The sequence below is a fragment of the Kitasatospora sp. NPDC059648 genome (assembly GCF_042734825.1).
Lineage (GTDB): Bacteria > Actinomycetota > Actinomycetes > Streptomycetales > Streptomycetaceae > Kitasatospora.
In genome coordinates this window covers 1-22,973 of sequence record NZ_JBHWDU010000047.1, presented here as the reverse complement: position 1 = coordinate 22,973, position 22,973 = coordinate 1, and the positions used below count along the sequence as shown (strand labels likewise).

General features: G+C 71.4%; 9 protein-coding genes. 8 read left to right on the top strand and 1 reads right to left on the bottom strand.

Annotated elements, in window-relative coordinates; translation table 11 throughout:
* Positions 1–41: 41 nt before the first annotated feature.
* From ACFV1W_RS24815 to ACFV1W_RS24780, 8 genes are all read left to right on the top strand, one after another.
* A complete protein-coding gene (locus ACFV1W_RS24815) occupies positions 42–2,582 on the top strand; it encodes an amino acid adenylation domain-containing protein (protein ID WP_380419431.1) in 2,541 nt (846 codons plus the stop codon).
* Positions 2,575–7,203, top strand: coding sequence for an SDR family NAD(P)-dependent oxidoreductase (locus ACFV1W_RS24810; RefSeq protein WP_380419430.1), 4,629 nt, complete (start codon positions 2,575–2,577; stop codon positions 7,201–7,203). The genes ACFV1W_RS24815 and ACFV1W_RS24810 overlap by 8 nt, the downstream gene beginning before the upstream one ends.
* A complete protein-coding gene (locus ACFV1W_RS24805) occupies positions 7,203–11,750 on the top strand; it encodes an SDR family NAD(P)-dependent oxidoreductase (protein ID WP_380419429.1) in 4,548 nt (1,515 codons plus the stop codon). Before ACFV1W_RS24810 ends, ACFV1W_RS24805 begins: the two co-directional genes overlap by 1 nt.
* On the top strand, positions 11,750–17,149 hold the full coding sequence (locus ACFV1W_RS24800; RefSeq protein WP_380419428.1) for an SDR family NAD(P)-dependent oxidoreductase: 5,400 nt from the start codon (positions 11,750–11,752) through the stop codon (positions 17,147–17,149). The genes ACFV1W_RS24805 and ACFV1W_RS24800 overlap by 1 nt, the downstream gene beginning before the upstream one ends.
* A 39-nt stretch (positions 17,150–17,188) precedes the next feature.
* Entirely contained in the window at positions 17,189–18,040 is an 852-nt protein-coding gene (locus tag ACFV1W_RS24795; RefSeq protein ID WP_380419427.1) for a 3-hydroxyacyl-CoA dehydrogenase family protein, read from the top strand.
* 29 nt (positions 18,041–18,069) lie between these two features.
* Complete coding sequence (locus ACFV1W_RS24790; protein ID WP_380419426.1) at positions 18,070–18,321, top strand: acyl carrier protein; 252 nt, start codon at positions 18,070–18,072, stop codon at positions 18,319–18,321.
* Positions 18,322–18,403: 82 nt separating this feature from the next.
* On the top strand, positions 18,404–19,615 hold the full coding sequence (locus ACFV1W_RS24785) for a hypothetical protein (protein WP_380419425.1): 1,212 nt from the start codon (positions 18,404–18,406) through the stop codon (positions 19,613–19,615).
* Positions 19,612–22,293, top strand: a complete 2,682-nt coding sequence (locus ACFV1W_RS24780) for a condensation domain-containing protein (RefSeq protein ID WP_380419424.1) — start codon at positions 19,612–19,614, stop codon at positions 22,291–22,293. The genes ACFV1W_RS24785 and ACFV1W_RS24780 overlap by 4 nt, the downstream gene beginning before the upstream one ends.
* A gap of 242 nt (positions 22,294–22,535) precedes the next feature.
* On the opposite strand, the gene ACFV1W_RS24775 is transcribed toward ACFV1W_RS24780, so the two are convergent.
* A partial coding sequence (locus ACFV1W_RS24775; RefSeq protein WP_380419423.1) for a transposase occupies positions 22,536–22,973 on the bottom strand: 438 nt, incomplete at its 5' end.

Here is a 22,973-nt window from a genome sequence, read left to right as displayed (position 1 = left end):
GTGACTCACGTCCTCGCCCCGAACCCCTCAAGGCGACCTTCATGACACTCCCGCACCCCGCAACGCCCGTGCCCGGACCCGAAGTCGGCGGGCACCTCGCCGAGCTGCCCGTCGCCCCGGAGCTCCCGTTGGACCGGACGCCTCCGGCCCGGCGCGACCTCCGGGCTGGCTCGGTCCCCCTCGTCGTCCCCGCCGGGGCGACCGCCGCGCTGCGGCAGCTGGGTAAAGCCTGCGGGGCGGGACTCCCGGCAGCGGCCTTCGCCCTCTACCTGGCGCTGCTGCACCGGTACGGCGGACAGTCCGAGCTCGCGGTCGGGGTGACCAACGGTGCCGGGGTGACCACGCCGGTCCGCGCGCGGACCGACGGGAGCTTCCGGGACCTGGTCCGGCTGGCGGGCGCCGGGCTGGCGGAGGCCGAGCAGGCCCGTACCGCCAAGGTCGTGCACCTCTGGCCGGGCTTCTCCTGCCGACCGGCACCGCGCGTCGTCCCCGAAACCACCTCCTGCGACCTGGATCTCCAACTCTGCTACGTAGACGGCGAACTGACCGGTCAGCTGGTGTTCGCCACCGACGTCATGGACCCCGCCACCGCCCGCCGCGCGGTGGACCACCTGCTCCGGCTGCTCGACGGCGCGACGGCCGATCCGGACCGGTCGGTGGCCGAGCTGCCCCTGCTCACCGCCGAGGAGGAGCAGACCGTCGCCCGGCTGAACGGCGTCCCGGGTGAGCCGACGGACGTGGGCTTCCACCGGCTCTTCGAGGAGCAGGCCGCCCGCACCCCCGAAGCGATCGCGGTCCGGGCCGCGGACGCCGCCCTCAGCTACCGCGAACTGAACGACCGGGCCAACCAGTTGGCCCACCTGCTGCGCGAGGCCGGAGTCGGCCCCGAGGTGACGGTGGGCCTCTGCGCCGATCGCGACGTGCGGCTGATGGTGGCCGTGCTCGGCATCCTCAAGGCCGGCGGCGCGTACGTACCGGTGGATCCGAACGACCCGGTCGAGCGGCGGGACGGCATCCTCGCGGACGCGGCCGTGCCGATCGTGGTGGCGACGGCTCCGCTCGGCACCGCCCACCAGGTGATCGAACTCGACGCCGAGCTAGCCGTGTTGGCGGGCCGCCCGACGGAGAACCGCCCACCGGAGCGCTCGACCTGCGGCGATGCCGCGTACCTGCTCTACACCTCCGGCTCCACCGGCAAGCCCAAGGGCGTGGTGATCGAGCACCGCCAGCTCGTCGGCTACACCCGCGCCGTCATCCGGCGGCTCGGCATCGACGGACCGCTCAGCTACGCGATGGTGCAGCCGCTGACGGTGGACTCCAGCGTCACGGCCTTCGCCCCGCCGCTGTGCACGGGCGGCGAGGTACAGCTGATCTCCCGTGACGTCGCGCTGGACGCGGAGAAGCTGGCCGACTGGGTGCAGACCCGGGGGGTCGACTGCCTGAAGATCGCCCCCTCCCACCTCCGGGCCCTCCAGACCTCGCCGCGCTTCGCCGAACTCCTGCCACGCCGCCTGCTGGTCATCGGCGGCGAGGCCTCCGACTGGCGCTGGCTGCGCGCCCTCCAACGCCTCGTGCCGCACTGCCGGGTCTTCAACCACTACGGCCCGACCGAGACCACCGTCGGCGTGCTGACCCTCGCCGTGGCCGACCACCCGGAGGCGGAGTGGGAGACCGCGCCGATCGGCGTTCCGCTCCCGGGCACCCAGGCCCACGTGGTGGACCCCACGGGCCGTCCCACGCCCGTCGGCGTCGCCGGAGAGCTGCTGATCGGCGGCGACAACCTCGCCCGCGGCTACCACCGCCGAGACGACCTCACCGCTGCGGCCTTCGTCCCGGACACCCTCGGCGGCGGGCCGGGCTCCCGTCTCTACCGCACCGGCGACATCGTCCGCCGCCTGGCCGACGGGACGATCGCCTTCCTCGGCCGGCGCGACGACCAGATCAAGGTCCGCGGTTTCCGGGTCGCCCTGGGCGAGATCGAGGCCGCGCTGAAGAGCCACCCCGAGGTGCGCCACGCCATCGCCATCGTTCGCGAGGACGTCCCCGGCGACCGGCGGGTGGTCGCCTACATCGAGCCGCACGGCCCCGGGTTCAGCACCGCCGGGCTGGAGCGCCACCTGCGGGACCGGCTCTCCCCGCACATGGTGCCGCAGGCGATGGTGACGCTGGACCGGCTGCCGCTCTCCGGGCACGGCAAGGTCGACCGCAGCAAGCTGCCGCGGCCCACCGAGCCCGTGACCGCGCCGCTGCCACCGCGGAACGAGCTGGAGCGGCTGGTGGCGCAGGTGTGGCAGGAGGTCCTCCACACCGAGGCGGTCGGCACCGACCAGAACTTCTTCGACCTCGGCGGGCACTCCCTGCTCATGGTCGGGCTGCACCACCGGCTCCGGGCGACGACTGGCCGGGAGGTCGACCTGCTCGACCTGTTCCAACACACCACCGTCCGGGCCCAGGCCGAGCTGCTCTCGCAGCAGAGGCAGGGGGTGGCACCGGCCGTCACCCGCGGCAGGAGCGCTCAGCAGAACGCCCTGCTGAAGCGCCGCCAGCAGCAGCTGCAAGCGAAGCGAGGTCACCATGAGTGAGTACTCCCCCGAGCTCGATCCCGCCGTGGATGCCGAGCTGGACTCCGAGCTGGACTCCGAACAGGCCGACGGCTTCTCCGAGTTCGACGACAGTCTGGACATCGCCATCGTCGGCATGGCCGGCCGCTTCCCGGGCGCCCGGACGGTCGAGGAGTACTGGAGCAACCTCAAGGCGGGCGTCTGCTCCGTCACCCGCTTCGAGGAGGAGGAGCTCGCCGCCCGGGGCGTGGACGCCGCCACCCTGGCCGACCCGAACTTCGTCGGCGCGGGCTACCAGCTGGCGGACAGCGAGAAGTTCGACGCCGCCTTCTTCGGCTACTCCCCGCGCGAGGCCGAACTCATGGACCCGCAGCACCGGGTCCTGCTCGAATGCGCCTGGGCCGCCCTGGAGAGCTCCGGATACGACACCGATCGCCACGACGGCCTGGTCGGCGTCTACGCGGGCGCGGGCAACAACACCTACCTGCTCTTCAACATCGCCTCCCAGCCCGGCGCCGCGCAGATCCTCGGCGACAAGCAGACGGTAATCGGCAACCGGCCGGACTTCCTCGCCAGCCGGGTCTCCTACAAGCTCGGTCTGGAGGGCCCCGCCCTCAACATCCAGTCCGCCTGCTCCACGTCACTGGTCGCCGTGGTCGAGGCGTGCCAGGCGCTGCTGGCCTACCAGTGCGACACCGCACTGGCCGGCGGCGTCGCCATCGACGGGACCAGGAGCAAGGGCTACGTCTACCGCCCGGACGGCATCTTCTCGCCGGACGGCTACTGCCGCACCTTCGACGCCCGCGCCCAGGGGACGGTGGGCGGCGACGGCGTCGGGATGGTGGTGCTCAAGCGCCTCAAGGACGCGATCACCGACAACGACCACATCCACGCGGTCATCAAGGGCTCCGCGCTGAACAACGACGGCTCCCGCCGGGCCGGCTTCAGCGCGCCCAGCGCCGCCACCCAGTCCGCCGTCATCTCCACCGCGCTGGCGAACGCGGACGTGCCGGCCGAGAGCATCGGCTACATCGAGCTGCACGGGACGGCCACCATCCTGGGCGACCCGATCGAGTTCTCCGCACTCGCCTCGGCCTACTCCGGGGTCGGGGAGCGCAGTTGCGCCCTCGGCTCCGCCAAGACCAACATCGGCCACCTCGACTCGGCCGCCGGGGTCGCCGGCCTGATCAAGACCGTGCTGGCGGTGGAGCACGGGCAGCTGCCGCCCACCCTGCACTTCGAGCAGCCCAATCCCCGGATCGACCTGGCCGGCAGCCCGTTCTACATCAACACCGAGCTGCTGCCCTGGCCCGAGGGGGACGGCCCGCGCCGCGCCGGGGTCAGCTCCTTCGGCCTCGGCGGCACCAACGCCCACGTCATCCTCGAACAGGCCCCGGAGCTGCCGCGCGAACCCCGACAGGCCGACGGCGCCGAGCAGCTGCTGGTGCTCTCCGCGAAGAGCCCGGAGGCCCTGGAGGCGGCCACCGACCAACTGCACCACCACCTCCGGGCGCACCCCGAACTCCCTCTCGCCGATGTCGCGTTCACCCTCCAGCAGGGCCGCCGGGCGTTCTCGTACCGACGGATGCTGGTGGCCGGCGACACCGAGGAGGCGCTGGCGGCGCTCGACGCCCGCGACGACGGTCGACTGCTCACCGCGACCGCACCCGAGGCCGCACACCGGCCGGTGGCCTTCATGTTCACCGGTTTCGGCTCCCAGTTCCCCGGCATGGCGCGCGAACTCTACACCCAAGAGCCGGAGTTCATGGCAGCGCTGGACGAGTGCGCCGGACTGCTGGAGCCGCTGCTCGGCACGGACATCCGCGAACTCGTGTTCACCGTCGACGAGTCCGCGGCCGCCGCCCCCGGACAGCCCTTCGACTTCAGCAGGCTGCTGCTCCAGCCGGAGCGCAGCGAGCACCCGCTGGACCAGCCTCGCCTCGGCTACCCCGCGGTGTTCGCCCTCGAGTACGCCCTGGTCAAGCTCTGGGCCGCCTGGGGGGTCGAGCCCGAGGTGATGATCGGTCACAGCCTGGGCGAGTACGTCGCGGCCTGTGTGGCCGGGGTCTTCTCGCTACCCGACGCCCTGCGCCTGGTCGCGGAGCGCGCCCGGCTGATCGAGGAGCAGGGCGAGGGCGCGATGCTCGCCGTGCCGCTCTCCGAGGAGGCCGTCGCACGGTACACCGACGCTGAGGTCTGCCTCGCCGCGATCAACGGCCCGCAGACCTGTGTGCTCTCCGGCACCGTCGAGGCCGTCGAGCGGGTGGCCGGCGAACTGCTGGCCGCCGACATCGCCACCCGCCGGCTGACCACCCGCTTCGCCTTCCACTCCCCGATGATGGACCCGGTCGTCGAGCGCTACGCCGAACTGGTCCGCTCGGTCCGGCTGAACGCCCCGGCCGTGCCTTTCGTCTCCAACCTGACCGGCACCTGGATCACCGACGACGAGGCCACCAGCCCCGAGTACTGGGCCCGGCACGTGCGGGAGAGCGTGCGGTTCGCGGACGGCCTGGCCACCCTGTGGTCCGTCCCGGACATCGCGATCGTCGAGATCGGCCCCGCGCCGACCCTGACCCCCGGGGCCATCCAGCACCCCGCCGCCGCCGGCACCGACCGGGTCGTCCTCCCGTCCCTCCCCGGCGCCTTCCTCGGGCAAAGCGACCGCACCGCACTCCTGCGGGCCGCCGGACGCCTCTGGCTCGCCGGCCGGGAGCGCCCCTTCCCGGCCACGGCCGGTGCCCGGCGGGTCCCCCTCCCCACCTACCCCTTCGAGCGGACCACCTACTGGCTCGAACCCGGCACCGCCCAGCCCGGCAGCGGCTCGGCCCAGCAGCGGCGCGGCGACCTGCCCCAGTGGTTCTACACACCGTCCTGGCAACGGCTGGCCACCGCCCCGCAGCCCGCCGAGGTCGGCTTGGCCGACGAGCGCTGGCTCGTCTTCGCGGACGAGACCGGTGTCGGCCACCACCTCGCCGACCGCCTCGAAGGCCTCGGCACCACCGTGCGCACGGTCTCACGGGGAGCCGAGTGGCACCGCCGGAGCGAGCGCGAGTACGTCCTCGACCCCGCCCGGCCGGAGCACTTCGACCGGCTCGCCGAGGCGCTGCGCGCCGAGGGGCCGCTGCCCGGTCGGGTGGTGCACTGCTGGAGCGTCGGCGACGACGCCGACCGGGCCACGGCGCCCGAGGACGTCCGGGCCCTGCTGCACCGCTCCTTCGACAGCCTGGTCCACTGGGCCCAGGCCACCGAGGCCGAGCTGATGACGCGGCAGCAGCGCTGGGACGTGATGTCCTCCGAGGTGCACGCCGTCCTCGGGGACGAGCCGCTCTGCCCGCCGAAGGCCACCGTCCAGGGCCTGTGCCGGGTGCTGCCGCAGGAGTACCCCTCGCTCAGCTGCGTCCACTTCGACCTCCGCCCCGAAGGCCCGCAGGCCGTACCCGGGCTGGTCGACCAGCTGCTGGCCGACCTCGCCGCCCCGCCCGCCGAGCGCACCATCGCGCTGCGCGGACGGCACCGCTGGGCACCGACGTACGTGACCGGCGCACCGCGCCCGCGGGGTGGGTCCCCGGTCCGCCCCGGCGGGGTGTACCTGGTCACCGGCGGCCTCGGGAAGATCGGCCTGCTGATGGCCCGTGCCCTCGCCGACCGGGCCAAGGTGCGCCTGGTGCTGCTCGGACGGACGGGTCTGCCGCCCCGGGAGAGCTGGGCCGATCCGCAGCACCCGGAAGCGGTCCGATCCGCGATCCGTGCCGTCCAGGAGATCGAGGCGCTCGGCTCCGAGGTGCTGGTGACCGCCACGGACGTCTCCGACCGCACGGCCATGCTCGCCCTGAAGGAGCGCGTCCTGCGGGAGTTCGGCCCAATCGACGGCGTGCTGCACTGTGCCGGCACCACCGGCACGGCGGCCCACCGGGAGCTCGCGGTCCTACGCGCGGAGGAGGCCTCCTGGCACTTCGGCCCCAAGCTCTACGGCACGCAGGTGCTGCACGAGATGCTGGCCGACCAGCAGTTGGACTTCGCCGTCATCTGCTCCTCGATCGCCTCGCTGCTCGGCGGGCTCGGCTTCGGGGCGTACGCCGCCGCGAACGCCGCGCTCGACGCCTTCGCCCAGCGGCACCACAGCACCTCCCTGCCCTGGACCAGCGTCAACTGGGAGGCCTGGCACTTCTCCCAGCAGGACCGGGCGGAATCCGAACTCGGCGCGGCAGTACGCGAGTTGGCACTCACCCCGGCCGAGGGCCGGCAGGTGTTCGACGCCCTGCTCGACGCGGCGCCCCAGGCGCAGATCATCACTTCCACCGGTGATCTGACGTTTCGTCACGAGCTGTGGGCCGACCCGGTGGCCGAGGCGTCGGCCCCGGCCGCCCGGCACGAGCGCCCCAACCTGCGCAACCCGTTCGTCGCCCCGAACGGCGAGACCGAACACCGGGTGGCGGAGATCTGGCAGGAGCTGCTCGGCCTGGAGAGTGTCGGCGTCCAGGACAACTTCTTCGAACTGGGCGGCAGTTCACTGCTCGGGCTCCAGGTCGTCCACCGACTGCGTCAGGAGCTGGCGGTGGCCGTACCGCTGACCATCGTCTACGAGGGCCCCACCGTGCGCACCCTCGGCGCGCTCATCGACGACCTCCGGGCGGCGCAGTGATGGCGGCGCGCGGCGGTGTCGCGATCATCGGGATGGCGGGGCGCTTCCCCGGCGCGGGGGACCTGACCGAGTTCTGGTCGAACCTGCGCGACGGCGTCGAGTCGATCGTCGCCCTGACCGACGAGGAGCTGACGGCGGCCGGGGTGCCGCCCGAGGTCTTCGGGCAGCCGAACTACGTCAAGGCCGCGCCCGCCTTCGCCGGCAGCGACCTGTTCGACGCGGAGTTCTTCGGGTACACCGCCCGCGAGGCCGAGGTGATGGACCCGCAGCACCGGCTCTTCCTGGAGACGGCCTGGGAGGCACTGGAACACGCCGGCTACGACGCCGCCCGGTACGAGGGCAGCATCGGCGTCTTCGGCGGCGCGGGGGCCAACCGCTACGTCCAGCACGTCTACTCGCACCAGCAGATCGTGGACACCCTGGGCCAGACCCAGATCCTGGTGGCCAACGAACTCGCCTTCCTGGCCTCCCGGGTGTCGTACAAGCTGGACCTGAAGGGCCCCGCGGTCTCGCTGCGCGCCGCCTGCTCGACCGCGCTGGTCGCCGCCCACACCGCCTGCCGGAGCCTGCTCGCCGGGGAGTGCGACCTCGCCCTGGCGGGCGGCGTCCACGTCGACCCGAACCCGGGCACCGGCTACCTGCACCAGGACGGGTCCTTCGTGTCCCCCGACGGGCACGTCCGCCCGTTCGACGCGGACGCCCGGGGCACGGTCTTCGGGACGGGTGTCGGTCTGGTCGCGCTAAAGCGGCTGGAGGACGCGCTGGCCGACGGCGACACCGTGCACGCCGTGATCAGGGGCTCGGCGATCAACAACGACGGCGCGGTGAAGGTCGGTTTCACCGCCCCGAGCGTCACCGGCCAGGCCGCGGTCATCTCCGCCGCGCTCGCCGACGCAGGCCTCGCACCCACGGACATCGACTACATCGAGGCGCACGGCACGGGCACCTCGCTGGGCGACCCGATCGAGGTGCAGGCGCTGTCCCGGGCCTTCGGCGACACCGGGTCCTGGGCCCTCGGCTCGGTCAAGGGGAACATCGGCCACCTCGACGCCGCCGCCGGCATCTCGGGCCTGCTCAAGACCACGCTCGCGCTCAAGCACGAACTCCTCCCCGCCTCGCTGAACTACACCCGCGGCAACCCCGACATCGACTTCGCCAACAGCCCGTTCCACGTGCAAGCGGAATCGACTCCCTGGCCGCGCACTGACGGTCACGTCCGCCGCGCCGGGATCAGCGCCTTCGGCTTCGGCGGCACCAACGCCCACCTCATCCTCGAAGAGGCTCCGGCCGCCCCCGCCTCCCCCGCCGGCTCGCGCCCGACCGAGACACTGGTCCTCTCAGCTCGCACCCCGGCGGCGCTCGAACAGGCCACCGACCGACTGGCCGCCCACCTGCGCCGCGAACAGCCCAACCTCGCCGACGCCGCCCACACCCTGGCCACCGGCCGCCGTGCCTTCCCGCACCGCCGCACCGTCACCGGCACCACCCCCGACGCCATCGCCACCGCCCTGGAGACCCGCGACCCCGCCCACGTCACCACCGGCCACACGACACGCGAGACCGCGCCACTGGTCTTTCTGTTCAGCGGCCAGGGCTCCCAGCACACCGGCATGGCCCACGACCTCTACCAGCGGGAACCCGCCTTCCGCGCCTGCGTCGACGAATGCGCCGAACTCCTCACACCACACCTCGACCAGGACATCCGCGAGGTGATCTTCACCCAGGACCCCCGACTCCACCAGACCCAGTGGGCCCAACCCGCCCTCTTCGTCATCGAGTACGCCCTCACCCGGCTCTGGCAGTCCTGGGGCATCACCCCCACCGCCATGCTCGGCCACAGCCTCGGCGAATGGGTCGCCGCCTGCCTCGCCGGCGTCTTCAGCCTCCCCGACGCCCTCTCGCTCGTCGCACTGCGCGGCCGCCTCATGCAGGCCCAGGCCCCCGGCGCCATGCTCAATGTGATGGCCGACCGCTCCATCATCGAAGCCGCCCTGCCCGACACCCTCTCCCTCGCCGCCCACAACGGCCCCCGCGACTGCGTCATCTCCGGCCCCCACGACGCCATCCAGGCCTTCACTACCCTCGCCGAAGAACACGGCTGGGCCACCCAACCCGTCACCACCTCCCACGCCTTCCACTCCCACCTGATGGAACCGATGGTCCGGGAGTTCGTCGCCCTTATCGCCGCCGTCGACCGCCATGCTCCGCAGGTGCCGTTCGTCTCCAACACCACCGGCACCTGGATCACCGACGAGCAGGCCACGGACCCGGCCTACTGGGGCAACCACATCCGCGCCACCGTCGAATACGCCACCGGCGTCCAGACCACCACCACCGAGCCGGGCACCACCCTGCTCGAAGTCGGCCCCGGCCAGACCCTCAGCAGCCTCGCCCGCCGCATCCTCACCAACACCGCCACCCAAGCCACCACCCTCGCCTCCCTCCCCCACAAGCGCGACCCCCGCACCCCCTCCGAAACCATCCAGCGCACCCTCGCCGCCCTCTGGCTCACCGGCACCACACCCGACTGGCCCGCCTACTACGCCCACCAACAACGCCGCCGCATCCCCCTCCCCACCTACCCCTTCCAGCGCAAGCGCTACTGGCTCGACCGACAGGCGACGACGGCCCAGGCCGCTGGTCGTGCCGCGGCGCGCCGCGACGACATCACGCAGTGGTTCTACGCCCCGTCCTGGCAGCGGGTGCCTCTCCCGGCCGGGGAGCGGCCGGACCGTACCCGGCACTGGCTGGTCTTCGCCGACGGCCTGGGTGTGGGCGAGGCGGTGACCGAGCAACTGCGGGCCGCCGGTGCCACCGTCACCGTGGTGGCGGCGGCCGGCGCCTGGTCCGACCGGGGAGATGGCCGCTACGCCATCGACCCGGCCGACAGCTCCGACTACGAGCGGCTGATCAGCATCCTGCGGAACGGCCCTGCCGGTGTGCCCACCCACATCGTCCACGGCTGGAGCGTCACCGCGCCGGGCGAGGAGGGCAGCCTCCAGCATGGTTTCGAGAGTCTGATCCGCCTCACCCAGGCCCTCGTCCAGCATCCGGACAGCGAGCCGCGCAGGATCTGGGTGCTCAGCAACGGCCTGCACGACGTCACCGGCGCCGAGCCGCTCTCGCCACTGAAGGCCACCCTGCTGGGCCCGTGCCGCGTGCTGCCCCGCGAGCTGCCGGGCACCACCTGCCGCAGCGTCGACCTCGACTGCCAGGAAGCACCCACCCAGGCCCAACTTGGGAAGCTGATGGCCGAGTTGGCAGCAGCACCGGGGCCCGGTACGGAGACGGTGGCGCACCGAGGGGGGCACCGCTGGTCCCAGCACTACCTGCCGCAGCCGCTGCCCCGACGCGACGAGTCGCCGGTGGTGCGCAAGGACGGTGTCTACCTGGTCACCGGCGGCACCGGCGGCCTGGGCCTGGCCCTGGCCGGGCACCTCGCGGCAGCGGGGGCACGGATCGCGCTCACCGCGCGCACCCGGCTGCCCGACGCCGCGGAGTGGGACTCCTGGCTCGCCGGCAACCCGGGCAATGGCCGACTCGCTGACACCGTACGGGAGTTGGTCCGCCTGCGGGACGCAGGTGCGGAGCTCCTGGTGTTCCAGGCCGACGTGAGCGACCAGGCGGCGATGAGCGAGGCCGTCCGGCGGACCACCCAGCGGTGGGGGGCCATCCACGGCGCCTTCCACACGGCGGGCGTCGCCGGTGGCGGCCTGATCCAGCTCAAGGACCTCCAGGCGGCCGCCGAGGTCCTGCTCCCGAAGGTGCACGGCACCCTGGTGCTGGAGGAGGTACTGGCGGACCAGGAACTGGACTTCCTGGTCCTGTTCGGCTCGAACGGTGCGAACATCGGCAGTGTCGGCCAGGTCGACTACTGCGCCGCCAACTGCTTCCTCGACGCCTTCGCCCAGGACCGGGGGCGCACCCGGCGGGTGATCTCGATCGACTGGGGTCCGTGGCGGGAGATCGGCATGGCGGTCGGTACCGTCGCGCCGTCTGGCACCGAGCAGGTGGACGAGCGCGCCATGTCGGCCGCCGAGGGGCTGTGGGCCCTCGACACGATCCTGGCCGGCGTCTCGGAGTCGCAGGTCATCGTGTCGCCCGCCGAACTCTCGGCGCTCTTCGAGAACGCCTTCTCGCTGGAGCAGGCCGCCACCGCGGAGCCCCTCAGCGCCGCGCACGAACGCCCGGACATCCTCACCGAGTTCGTGGCACCGCGCAGCGACACCGAGCGCGCGATCTGCGAGGTGTGGCAGGAGCTGCTGGGCATCGAGAAGGTCGGCATCCAGGACAGTTTCTTCGATCTGGGCGGCAACTCCCTGATCGCGATCCAGCTGGTGAGCACCGTCAACACCCGGCTGGGCACGAAGCTCGCCCTCGGCGACCTGTACGAGGGGTTGACGACGGCACACCTGGCCGGCCTGGTCGAGAAGCCGGCGCAGCAGTCAACGGGCGGCAGCCTCAAGGCACTTGAGGAACGCCGAGAGAAGATGCAGCAGCGCCGGCGTCAGCACCAGCAACGGCGTCGGACAGCAAGGGGCGAATGATGACCAATGAGTTCACGGATCTCCCGGAACGGAACGGCGTCGCGATCATCGGGATGGCTGGACGCTTCCCCGGCGCGGGGGACCTGACCGAGTTCTGGTCGAACCTGCGCGACGGCGTCGAGTCGATCGTCGCCCTGACCGACGAGGAGCTGACGGCGGCCGGGGTACCGCCCGAGGTCTTCGGCCAGCCCCACTACGTCAAGGCCGCACCCAGGTTCGAGGGCATCAGCCTGTTCGATGCGGAGTTCTTCGGGTACACCGCCCGCGAGGCGAAGATCATGGACCCGCAGCACCGGCTCTTCCTGGAGACGGCCTGGGAGGCACTGGAGCACTCCGGCTACGACGCCGCCCAGTACGACGGCAGCATCGGCGTCTTCGGCGGCGCCAGTACCACCGCCTACCTCGGGAACATCCTCGGCAACCTGGAGCAGGGCGAGGCGATCAAGGGCGAGAACGTCGGCCTGGGCTTCGAACTCGCCTTCCTGACCAGCCGGGTGTCGTACAAGCTCGACCTGCGGGGGCCGAGCTTCCCGGTTCAGACCGCCTGCTCCAGCTCGCTGGTGGCGCTGCACGCCGCCTGCCAGAGCCTGCTCAACTACGAGTGCGACATGGCCCTTTCGGGTGCGGTCTCCTACAAGGTGCAGGAGAACACCGGCTACCCCTACCAGGAGGAGGCCTTCCTCTCCCCGGACGGGCACATCCGCCCGTTCGACGCGGACGCCCGGGGCACGGTCTTCGGCAACGGTGTCGGCGTGGTGGCCCTGAAGCGGCTGGAGGACGCGCTGGCCGACGGCGACACCGTCCACGCCGTGATCAGGGGATCGGCCGTCAACAACGATGGTGGGGTCAAGGCGAGTTTCACGGCACCGACCGTCGGCGGTCAGGCCGAGGTGATCACGGAGGCGCTGGCCGTCGCGGAGGTCGACCCCGAGGACATCGACTACGTCGAGGCGCACGGCAGCGGCACCGTGATCGGTGACTCGATCGAGGTGCAGGCGCTGACCCGGGCCTTCGGCGACACCGGGTCCTGGGCCCTCGGCTCGCTCAAGGGGAACATCGGCCACCTCGACGCCGCCGCCGGCATCGCGGGCCTGCTCAAGACCACGCTCGCGCTCAAGCACGAACTCCTCCCCGCCTCGCTGAACTACACCCGCGGCAACCCCGACATCGACTTCGCCAACAGCCCGTTCCACGTGCAGTCCACCCTCGGCTCCTGGCCGCGCACTGACGGTCACGTCCGCCGCGCCGGGATCAGCGCCTTCGGCTTCGGCGGCACCAACGCCCACCTCATCCTCGAAGAGGCTCCGGCCGCCCCCGCCTCCCCCGCCGGCTCGCGCCCGACCGAGACACTGGTCCTCTCAGCTCGCACCCCGGCGGCGCTCGAACAGGCCACCGACCGACTGGCCGCCCACCTGCGCCGCGAACAGCCCAACCTCGCCGACGCCGCCCACACCCTGGCCACCGGCCGCCGCGCCTTCCCCCACCGCCGCACCGTCACCGGCTCTTCCGCCGAAGCCGTCGCGGCCGCTCTGGAGGCACGGGACCCGGCCAACGTCGTCACCGGTCACGTCGCGGGCGGCGCCACACCGCTGGTGTTCGTCTTCAGCGGCCAGGGCTCCCAGCACACCGGCATGGCCCACGACCTCTACCAGCGGGAACCCGCCTTCCGCGCCTGCGTCGACGAATGCGCCGAACTCCTCACACCACACCTCGACCAGGACATCCGCGAGGTGATCTTCACCCAGGACCCCCGACTCCACCAGACCCAGTGGGCCCAACCCGCCCTCTTCGTCATCGAGTACGCCCTCACCCAGCTCTGGCAGTCCTGGGGCATCACCCCCACCGCCATGCTCGGCCACAGCCTCGGCGAATGGGTCGCCGCCTGCCTCGCCGGCGTCTTCACCCTCCCCGACGCCCTCTCGCTCGTCGCACTGCGCGGCCGCCTCATGCAGGCCCAGGCCCCCGGCGCCATGCTCAACGTGATGGCCGAGCGGGCAGAGGTGGAGGCGGCGCTGATCGACGGCCTCTCGCTCGCCGCTCACAACGGTCCGCGTGACTGCGTCGTCTCCGGCCCCCACGACACCGTCCAGGCTTTCACGGCCCTTGCCGAGGAGCGTGGCTGGGCCACCCAGCCGGTCGCCACCTCGCACGCCTTCCACTCCCACCTGATGGAGCCGATGGTCGGAGAGTTCACCACCGCGGTCGCCGCCGTCGACCGCCATGCTCCGCAGGTGCCGTTCGTCTCCAACCTCACCGGCACGTGGATCACCGACAGCCAGGCGGTGGACCCGGGTTACTGGGGCAACCACGTCCGCGCCTGCGTCGAGTACTCCGCCGGCGTCCGGACCGCCGCCGCCGAGCCGCACGTCACCCTGCTCGAAGTCGGCCCCGGCCAGACGTTCAGCAGCCTCGCCCGGCGCATCCTCACCAGCGCGGGCATCGAGGCCACGGCTCTCGCCTCGCTCCCCCACAAGCGCGACCCCCGCACCCCCTCCGAAACCATCCAGCGCACCCTCGCCGCCCTCTGGCTCACCGGCACCACACCCGACTGGTCCGCCTACTACGCCCAGCAGCAGCGCCGCCGCATCCCCCTCCCCACCTACCCCTTCCAGCGCAAGCACTACTGGCTGGAGCCCCAGATCCCGCAGGCGGCGGTCCGGCACACCCCCGGCCCGCACCCGTTGCTGGACCAGGTCCTGATCCGGACGATGGGCCAGTCCCTCTTCCTCACCGAGTTCTCGCTGGAACGGCACTGGATGCTCTCCGAGCACAAGCTGCTCGGAGAGGCGATCGTCCCCGGAACCACCTATCTGGAGATGGCCCGCGCCGCCGCCTCGCTGCACTTCGCCCGGCCGGTCACCGTGCTCCGCGACGTGACCTTCCTCGTGCCGCTGCTGGTGCAGGAGGGAACCCCGCGCACCGCGCACACGACCGTCCGCGAACTCGACGACCTGCAGGCCGAGTTCACCGTCGCCAGCCACGACCCGGCAAGCGACCGCTGGACGGTGCACGTCCAGGGCACGGTCGGCGTCAAGCCGCACACCGCCCCCGCGCCGCAGCAGGATCCGGCCGCGCTGCGGGCGCTCTGCTCGCTGGAGAGCGTAGACATCGCGCTGCGACAGGCCGAGCACAAGGTGATGGAGTTCGGCGACCGCTGGCGCAGCAGCCTCCCGACCGTGCACGTCGGCATCCGGACCGCCCTCGGCGTGCTCGACCTGCCCGAGCAGTACCGGGCCGAGTGCCAGGACCACCCCCTGCACCCGGTCCTGCTCGACCAGGCCACCGGCTTCAGCGGATTCGCCGTCCTGGAGACCGCCGAGGACCGCCGACTCGCCCTCGGCGACCGGGACTTCTTCCTCCCGGTCGGCTACGACTCGCTGCTCCTGTACGGCCCACTGCCCGCTCGGGGCCTGAGCTTCGTCCAGCCGCACCCGGGCTACGTGAACAACGCCGAGTTCCGCAAGGTCGACGTGGTGATCTGCGACGAGTCGGGTGCCACCGCTGCCGAGATCCGCGGCTTCACCGTCAAGCGCGTCACCGACGCCAAGCGCACGGTCGCCCAGCTGCGCCCGCACAACCGCCACCACACCCTCCGCTGGGTCCCGGCACCGGCGCCCGAGGAGGCCCAGGCCGCACCCGCCCGGGTCCTGGTGATCGGCGAACAGGGCAGCATCGGGGCCGAGTTGAGCGCCGCACTGCGCGCGCACGGCATCAGCGTCACCGAGGCGGCCCTCGCGGACCGATGGCAGCAGTGCGCTCCGGACCGGTACGAAGTGCCGCCCACCCAGGAGGGTTTCGGCCGGCTGCTGCACGCGCTCGGTGCGCAGCTCCCGGACGAGGTCGTGCACGTCGCAGCCCCTGCCGACGGCGGCGTCCAGCAGGACCTGGCGGTCCTGGAGGCCAGGCTCAACCACGGCGTCCACAGCCTGTTCCACCTGGCCCGCAGCCTCTCCGAGCGCGGCGTCGGCCCGGCCAGGCTCAGCGTGGTCGCCCCCTCGGTGGCCCGAGTGACCGGCACCGAGCCCGAGACGGCCGCGGTCCACGCGACGCTCTTCGGTCTGGCGAAGGTGATCGGCCAGGAGTACGAGAACACCGACGTGTTCTGCCTCGACATCGCCGGCGACACCGGCGCCGAGGCCGTCTGCGCCGAACTGCTCGGAGCCCGGACACCCACCACCGTCGCGTTGCGCGACGGGCTCCGCTACGTCGCGGAGCTCGCGCCGGTGCAGCTGCGGGAGCAGCCGAGGTCCGTGCCGGTGCGCCCGGACGGGGTGTACCTCATCACCGGCGGCCTGGGCGGGCTCGGGCTGGCGGTCGCCCGCCAGCTGAGCCGGTCGGTGCCGGGTGCGCGGCTCGCCCTAGTCAACCGCACCGAGCTGCCGCCGCGCGAGCGCTGGGACGAGGTCACCGACGCCAAGCTGCGCCGGCAGATCGACGCACTGCGCGAGCTAGCGGGGAACGGCGCCGAGGTGCGCAGCTACCCCGGTGACGTCACCGACCCGGCGGCCATGGCGGGCGTCGTCGCCGAGGTCCGCGCCGAGCTGGGCGCGATCGGCTGCATCGTCCACGCGGCCGGTGTCGCCGGGGACGGCTTCCTCTTCCGTAAGGACGCGGAGACCTTCCGTCGTACCCTGAACCCCAAGGTGCTCGGCGCCACCGTGCTGGACCTCGTCACCCAGGACGATCCGCCGGAGTGCATGGTCAACTTCGGTTCCACGGTGGCGGTCTTCGGTGCGGCCGGGCAGGGCGACTACACCGCCGCCAACAGCTACCTGGACCACTTCGCCGAGCAGCGCTCCGCACGCGGCCGGTGGACGGTGTCGGTCGACTGGAGCGACTGGCTGGAAACCGGCATGGCCTTCGACCACGGAGTCCAGCAGGACCAGGGCTTCTTCCGGTCGGTGTCGGTCGAGGACGGTCTCAACAGCTTCGAGGAGATCCTCGCCTCGGCCTGCACCCCGGTGATCGTCGGCGAGATCAACTACCCGAGGCTGGGCGCCTCCAGCGGGCTCACGGAGCTATTGCGCCGCGCACCGCTGGTGCTGGCCGCCCCGATCCAACAGGCCATCGCCGCCGCCCGCAGCAGCGCCAACGGATCCGCCGCGACGTCGGATGACACGCCGTCCGACGGCGAGCCGAAGCTCTTCGGCAAGGAGAGCGGCGAGTTCAGCGCCACCGAGCGCGTGCTCGCCCGGATCTGGGCCCGTGAGCTGGGCCTGACCGAACTCAACGTGCATGACACCTCGTTCGCGCTCGGGGTGGACTCGCTGGCCGCACTCCGGATCGCCCAGAGCATCCAGAAGATCATGGACATCCGGGTCTCCATGGTCGACCTGTTCCGCTACGTCACGATCGCGGATCTCGCCGATCACCTGGACACCAGGGACGCTCAAGGCTGACCAGGCACCCCCCTTCTATCCCACAAAGGTGGAACCCCCATGAGTATCCGAACCGTAGGCGTGATCGGCGCTGGCACGATCGGCCGTGGCGTCGCCCAGTCCTTCGCGGAGTCCGGGTTCGAGGTGATCCTCGTGGACATCTCGCAGGCCCAACTCGACAGCGCGGTGGCCCAGATCGGCCGCGACTTGCTGGTCCAGCCGATGCTGCTCGGCAAGCCGCTGAAGCAGGACGCCAAGACCGTCCTCGCCCGGATCACCACCGGCACCGAGCTCACCGCGCTGGCCGACGCCGACTTCGTGGTCGAGAACGTCACCGAGAACTGGGACGTCAAGCGCGCGGTCTACGAGCAGATCGACGCCATCTGCCGCCCCGGCGTGATCTTCGGCGTGAACACCTCGGCCGTGCCGATCACCCGGGTGGGCTCGGTCACCGGGCGCCCGGCCGAGATCCTCGGACTGCACTTCATGAACCCCGTCCCGATGATGGACACCGTCGAGGTGGTCAGCGGCCACTTCACCAGCGAGGAGACGCTGAACACCGCGCTCGGCCTGCTGTCGGAGATGGGCAAGGAGGGCATCGTCGTCCAGGACGCCCCCGGCTTCATCACCAACCGGGTCCTCATGGTGACCATCAACGAGGCCATCTTCTGCGTCCAGGACCAGATCGCCTCGGCCGAGGACGTCGACAAGATGTTCCGCGGCTGCTTCGGCCACAAGATGGGGCCCCTGGAGACCGGCGACCTGATCGGCCTCGACACGATCCTGAACTCGATCACGGTCATGTACGAGAGCTACAAGGACAGCAAGTACCGCCCGGCTCCGCTGCTCCAGAAGATGGTCGACGCACGACTCCTGGGCCGCAAGACCGGCCAGGGCTTCTACACCTACTGACCCCCGAACCACCCAAGGAGCAAACTGACATGACGAACGACGACGCGCGCGCCCGGGTCCGTGAGTTCCTCGCCCCGCAGCTGGCGGGCCAGCCGCTTGCCGACAATGACGACTTCTTCGCCCTCGGCTACGTCAACTCCCTCTTCGCGATGCAGCTCGCGCTCTTCGTGGAGAAGGAGTTCGCCCTGACCCTCGGCCCGGCGGACATGGACTTCGACAACTTCCGCACGGTCGACGGCCTCGTCCGCCTGATCACGTCGCGGACGGCGACCGCGGCCTAGTCCCACCTGCGGGCGTGCGGCGGCCACGCCGCCGCGCGCCGGCACGTTCGACCGTTCTCCCATCGGCGAGGAAAGAACCACCATGACGCACCCCAACGAGGTCCTCACCCGGATCGACCTGCACAGCCCGATCCCCGAGGCACTGACCGCCGAGATCGAGCGCCGACTCTTCTTCGTGTCGCCCGAGATCACCGGCTTCGAGGTGACCGCGGACGGCGGAGAGGTGCGCTCCGTGACACTGCGCTCCGAGCAGCCGCTCCCGCACGACGCCCTGACCGAGAAGGTCAACTCCATGGTGGACAACGACGTCCGGAAGCAGTGGGTGACGCCGGCCAAGGCCGTCTGGACCTCGCCGCATCAGCGCACCCCGCACCAGGACCTCTTCGAACTCCTCGCCAGGACCGGCGCGGTGACCGAGGTCGGCGAGGGCCAGGTCGCCCTCGCCGAGCCACTGCTCTCCCTCTTCACCTACTTCGACCGGGCCGTCTGCGACCTGCTGGCCGAGGACCACGAGGTCCGGGAGTACCAGTACCCGACCCTGATCAGGACGAAGGCACTGGAGACGGCGGGCTACTTCAAGTCCTTCCCGCAGCACCTGATGTTCGTCACCCGGCTGCGCAACGACCTGGACGTCTACCGCACCTTCCAGAAGCAACAGGCCGTCACCGGCATCGACTCCACGGTGCTGGACTCCTGCGGCAACGTGGACTACTGCCTGCCGCCCACGATGTGCTACCACACCTTCAACCAGTACAGCAATCGCACGCTGGAGGCGGGCCGGCTCCACGTGGTCACCTCGCGCGGCAAGTCGTTCCGCTTCGAGGCGGCGTACGCCACCAGCCTGGAGCGGCTCTGGGACTTCACCATCCGGGAGATGGTCTTCATGGGCTCCCGGGAGGACGTGCTGGACTCCCGGGAACGCTTCATGCGGAAGGTCTTCGCCTTCGTCGAGGAGCTCGGCCTGAGCGGCTTCTGCGAGGTGGGCAACGACCCGTTCTTCTGCGGCACGGACACCTCCGAGCGGATCTGGTCCCAGCGGCTGATGGAGCTCAAGTACGAGCTGCGGCTCCACGTCGCGCCCGGGCGGACGATCGCCGTCGGCTCCTTCAACTTCCACGACGACCTCTTCGGCAAGGTCTTCGGCATCGACCACGGCACGGACGGCCCGACCCGGAGCGGCTGCGTCGGCTTCGGCCTGGAGCGGCTCGTCTACGCCTTCCTCTGCCAGTACGGCCTCGACACCGCAGCGTGGCCCACCCAGGTCCGCACCGCCGTCAGCGGGAGCCGACCATGAGCGCGAAGAAGGGCCGCGCCCCGCGGGGCCAACAGGAGGAGATCCTCTGCGCGGTGTTCGCCCAGGTGCTCGGGCTCGACCGGGTCACCATCGACGACTCCTTCTTCGAGCTGGGCGGCCACTCCCTGCTGGCCACCCGGCTCACCGGGCGCATCCGGGCCGCCCTGGACGTGGAGGTCCCGGTCCGGACGGTCTTCGAGGCCCCGACCGTCTCCCAGCTCGCCGAGCACCTGGAACAGGGCTCCGACTGTCGACGCCCACCACTGCGCCACCTGGACCGTCCCGAAGAGATCCCGCTCTCGCAAACCCAGCGTCGCCTCTGGTTCCTGAACCGCCTGCACGGCACGGCCGGGCACTACAACATGCCGATGGCCTACCGGCTGCGCGGTGACCTCGACCTGCCCGCCCTGCGGCTCGCCCTCCACGACCTGGTCACCCGGCACGAGAGCCTGCGCACCGCCTACCCCGACTGGGACGGCCGGCCCCAGCAGATCGTCCTGGACCCGGACGAGGCTCCGGTCGAGCTGCCGGTCGACGACGTCACCGAGGCCGGCCTGCCCGAGGCGCTGAGCGCCGCAGCCGGTTACGCCTTCGACCTCACCGCCGAGACGCCATTGCGGGCCCAGCTGTTCCGGCTGGCCGCGGACGAACACGTCCTGCTGCTGACCGTCCATCACATAGCCTGCGACGGCTGGTCACTGCTCCCCCTGAACCGTGATCTCGCGCTCGCGTACGCCGCACGCCGCCTCGGGCAGGAACCGGACCGGCCCGAACTCCCGGCCCAGTACGTCGACTACACGCTCTGGCAGGACGAGCTGCTGGGCGACCCGGAGGATCCGAACAGCCTATCTAACCGTCAGCTCTCCTTCTGGCGAGGGGTGTTGGCGGGAATGCCGGACCGCCTGCGAATCGACGTGGCGGCCCCGCGCCCGGACACCCCCTCACACCGGGGCGGTCGAGTCCCCTTCCACGTCACGCCGGCGACCCACCGGGCACTGCACCAGCTGGCGCGGGAGACCGGCACCAGCGTCTTCATGGTCGTGCAGGCCGCCCTCGCGGCCCTGCTCACCAGGCGCGGAGCCGGCACCGACATCGCCATCGGCATTCCCACCGCCGGGCGCACCGACGAGGACCTCGACGACCTGATCGGATTCTTCGTCAACACGCTGGTGCTGCGCACCAGGACCGACAGCGACCCGACCTTCCGGGAGCTGCTGGTCCGGGTGCGCAGCACGGACCTGGCAGCCTTCGCCCACCAGGAGGTGCCGTTCGACCACGTGGTCCAGGCCCTCAACCCGCCGCGCTCCCCCGCGTGGCACCCGCTCATCCAGGTGATGCTCGCGTTCCAGAACAACGCGAGCGCCGAACTGCGCCTCCCCGGCCTGGAGGTCCGGTCCGAACCGGTGGCGGAGCGGATCACCCGCTTCGACCTCCGCTTCGAGCTGTTCGAGGGCTTCACCGACCACCGGGCACCGGACGGCATCGACGGCAGCCTCACCTACGCCCTCGACCTGTTCGTCCCCGCGGAGGCCGAACGGCTGGTCCGGGAGTTCACCGAGCTGCTCGACGCCGTGGCCGCCGCTCCGGGTCTGCGGCTGAGCGAACTCGGACGGGCACCCGTCCACGTGCTGACCAGCAGCCCTTCCGCCGGACCGGAGCCCGCCGCCGCGGGCGGCCCCCGGATCGCCTTCGTCTGCTCCCCCTACGGCCAGCAGTGGGTCGGCATGGGGCGGACGCTGTTCCGCACCGAACCCGCCTTCCGCTCGGCCCTGGAGGAGTGCGACAGCGAGCTGGCCCGGCACACCGGCTGGTCCCTCGTCCACGAGCTCTTCCTCGACGAACCCGAAGCCAGGACGGGTGACGTCGGCGTCATGCAACCCATCGTCTTCGCCATCCAAGTGGGCATCGCCCGCTGGCTGGAGGAGGCGGGCGTCCGACCTGGCGCCGTCACGGGCCACAGCGTCGGCGAGATCGCCGCCGCCGTCATCGCGGGCATCCTCGACCTGCCGGACGCGGTCCGGCTCGTCCACCACTACAGCGATCAGCAACGTCGGGTGGCCGGCCCGAACTGCGGCATGGCCGTGGTGGAGCTCTCGGCCGCCGACCTCTCGGAACACCTGCGCGGCCTCGGGGGGAGCGTGTCCGTCGCCGCGCGGAACGGGCCGCGGACCACCGTGCTGGCCGGTGACCGGTCCGAATTGGAGGCCATCGTCGCCGAGCTCCAGGCCGCGGACGTGCTCTGTGCGATGGTTCGGGTGGACCTGCCGGCCCACAGCCCGGCGATCGATCCGATCCTGGCGGACCTCGAACAGGCCATCGGTGAACTCACCCCGCAGCCCGGCCGCATCCCGATGATTTCCTCGGTGACGGGGCAAGCGCTCGACTGGCGGCAGGCCACCGCGGGGTACTTCGCCCGGAACCTGCGCCAGCCCGTCCTCCTGGCCGACGCGACCGCCAAGCTGCTGTCGGACCATGACGTGCTGGTCGAGATCAGCGCTCACCCGGTGCTCGCCCCGGCCTTGTGGCAGAGTGTCGAGGAGTCCGGCGCCGCCGCGACCGTCCTCGCCACCATGCGCCGTGGCGAGGACGACCGGGCGGGCCTCATCGAGGTACTCAACGCCCTCGAACAGCTCGGCCTGAAGGTGGACTTCCCGGGCCGGCAGACTCGGTCGGCGTAGATCCGATGAGCCGCGCCCACTCCACAACCCTCAAGAAGTACTCGTGGTGTGCACGGTCCGAGAGGCATTCCTCAACGACACGATCCCTTGAAGGGTGTCAAAAATCCGATCACTCCGCTGATCTGGACGTTTCTCGCGGTGGGAGAGAGGGCGAGATCGGCGCGGCATGGTACTCGTTAAGTAGTCCGCCGAATAGTCGTCGGCGCCGATGAAGTTCCACCCTGCGGTTGGACACTCTCCGTCTACGCTGCGAGGGTGTGACCTTGCCGGTGCCGCTGGCGGGTCTCGAGTGGCGTGAGGTAGCCCCACTCGGGGTGTTCGCGTAGGCGCCTGCGGTTGTAGAAGGTCTCGATGAAAGAGAAGACCTCCGCCCGGGCGGTGGCACGGTCGGGCCAGAGCCGGGTGCCGATCTCCTCCTTCAGTACGGCGAAGAAGCTCTCGGCAGCGGCGTTATCGTTGCAGGAGCCCACCCTCCCCATCGACTGCCGCATGTCCAACTTGCCTATCTCGGTGCGGAATTCACTCGACGCATATTCGCTACCGCGGTCCGTATGAAAGACACAGCCGCGCTCCAGACCGCCTCGACCGGCGGCCATCCGCAGCGCGGCCACCGGCAGTTCGGCGCGGTGGTGGTCGGCCATCGCGTAGCCGACCACCTCGCGGGTGGCCAGGTCGATGCA

What these genes read in the sequence shown, in the direction of transcription:
- ACFV1W_RS24815 (WP_380419431.1), top strand. Translation starts at nt 42, where the DNA reads ATGACACTCCCGCACCCCGCAACGCCCGTGCCCGGACCCGAAGTCGGC.
- ACFV1W_RS24810 (WP_380419430.1), top strand. Translation starts at nt 2,575, where the DNA reads ATGAGTGAGTACTCCCCCGAGCTCGATCCCGCCGTGGATGCCGAGCTG.
- ACFV1W_RS24805 (WP_380419429.1), top strand. Translation starts at nt 7,203, where the DNA reads ATGGCGGCGCGCGGCGGTGTCGCGATCATCGGGATGGCGGGGCGCTTC.
- ACFV1W_RS24800 (WP_380419428.1), top strand. Translation starts at nt 11,750, where the DNA reads ATGACCAATGAGTTCACGGATCTCCCGGAACGGAACGGCGTCGCGATC.
- ACFV1W_RS24795 (WP_380419427.1), top strand. Translation starts at nt 17,189, where the DNA reads ATGAGTATCCGAACCGTAGGCGTGATCGGCGCTGGCACGATCGGCCGT.
- ACFV1W_RS24790 (WP_380419426.1), top strand. Translation starts at nt 18,070, where the DNA reads ATGACGAACGACGACGCGCGCGCCCGGGTCCGTGAGTTCCTCGCCCCG.
- ACFV1W_RS24785 (WP_380419425.1), top strand. Translation starts at nt 18,404, where the DNA reads ATGACGCACCCCAACGAGGTCCTCACCCGGATCGACCTGCACAGCCCG.
- ACFV1W_RS24780 (WP_380419424.1), top strand. Translation starts at nt 19,612, where the DNA reads ATGAGCGCGAAGAAGGGCCGCGCCCCGCGGGGCCAACAGGAGGAGATC.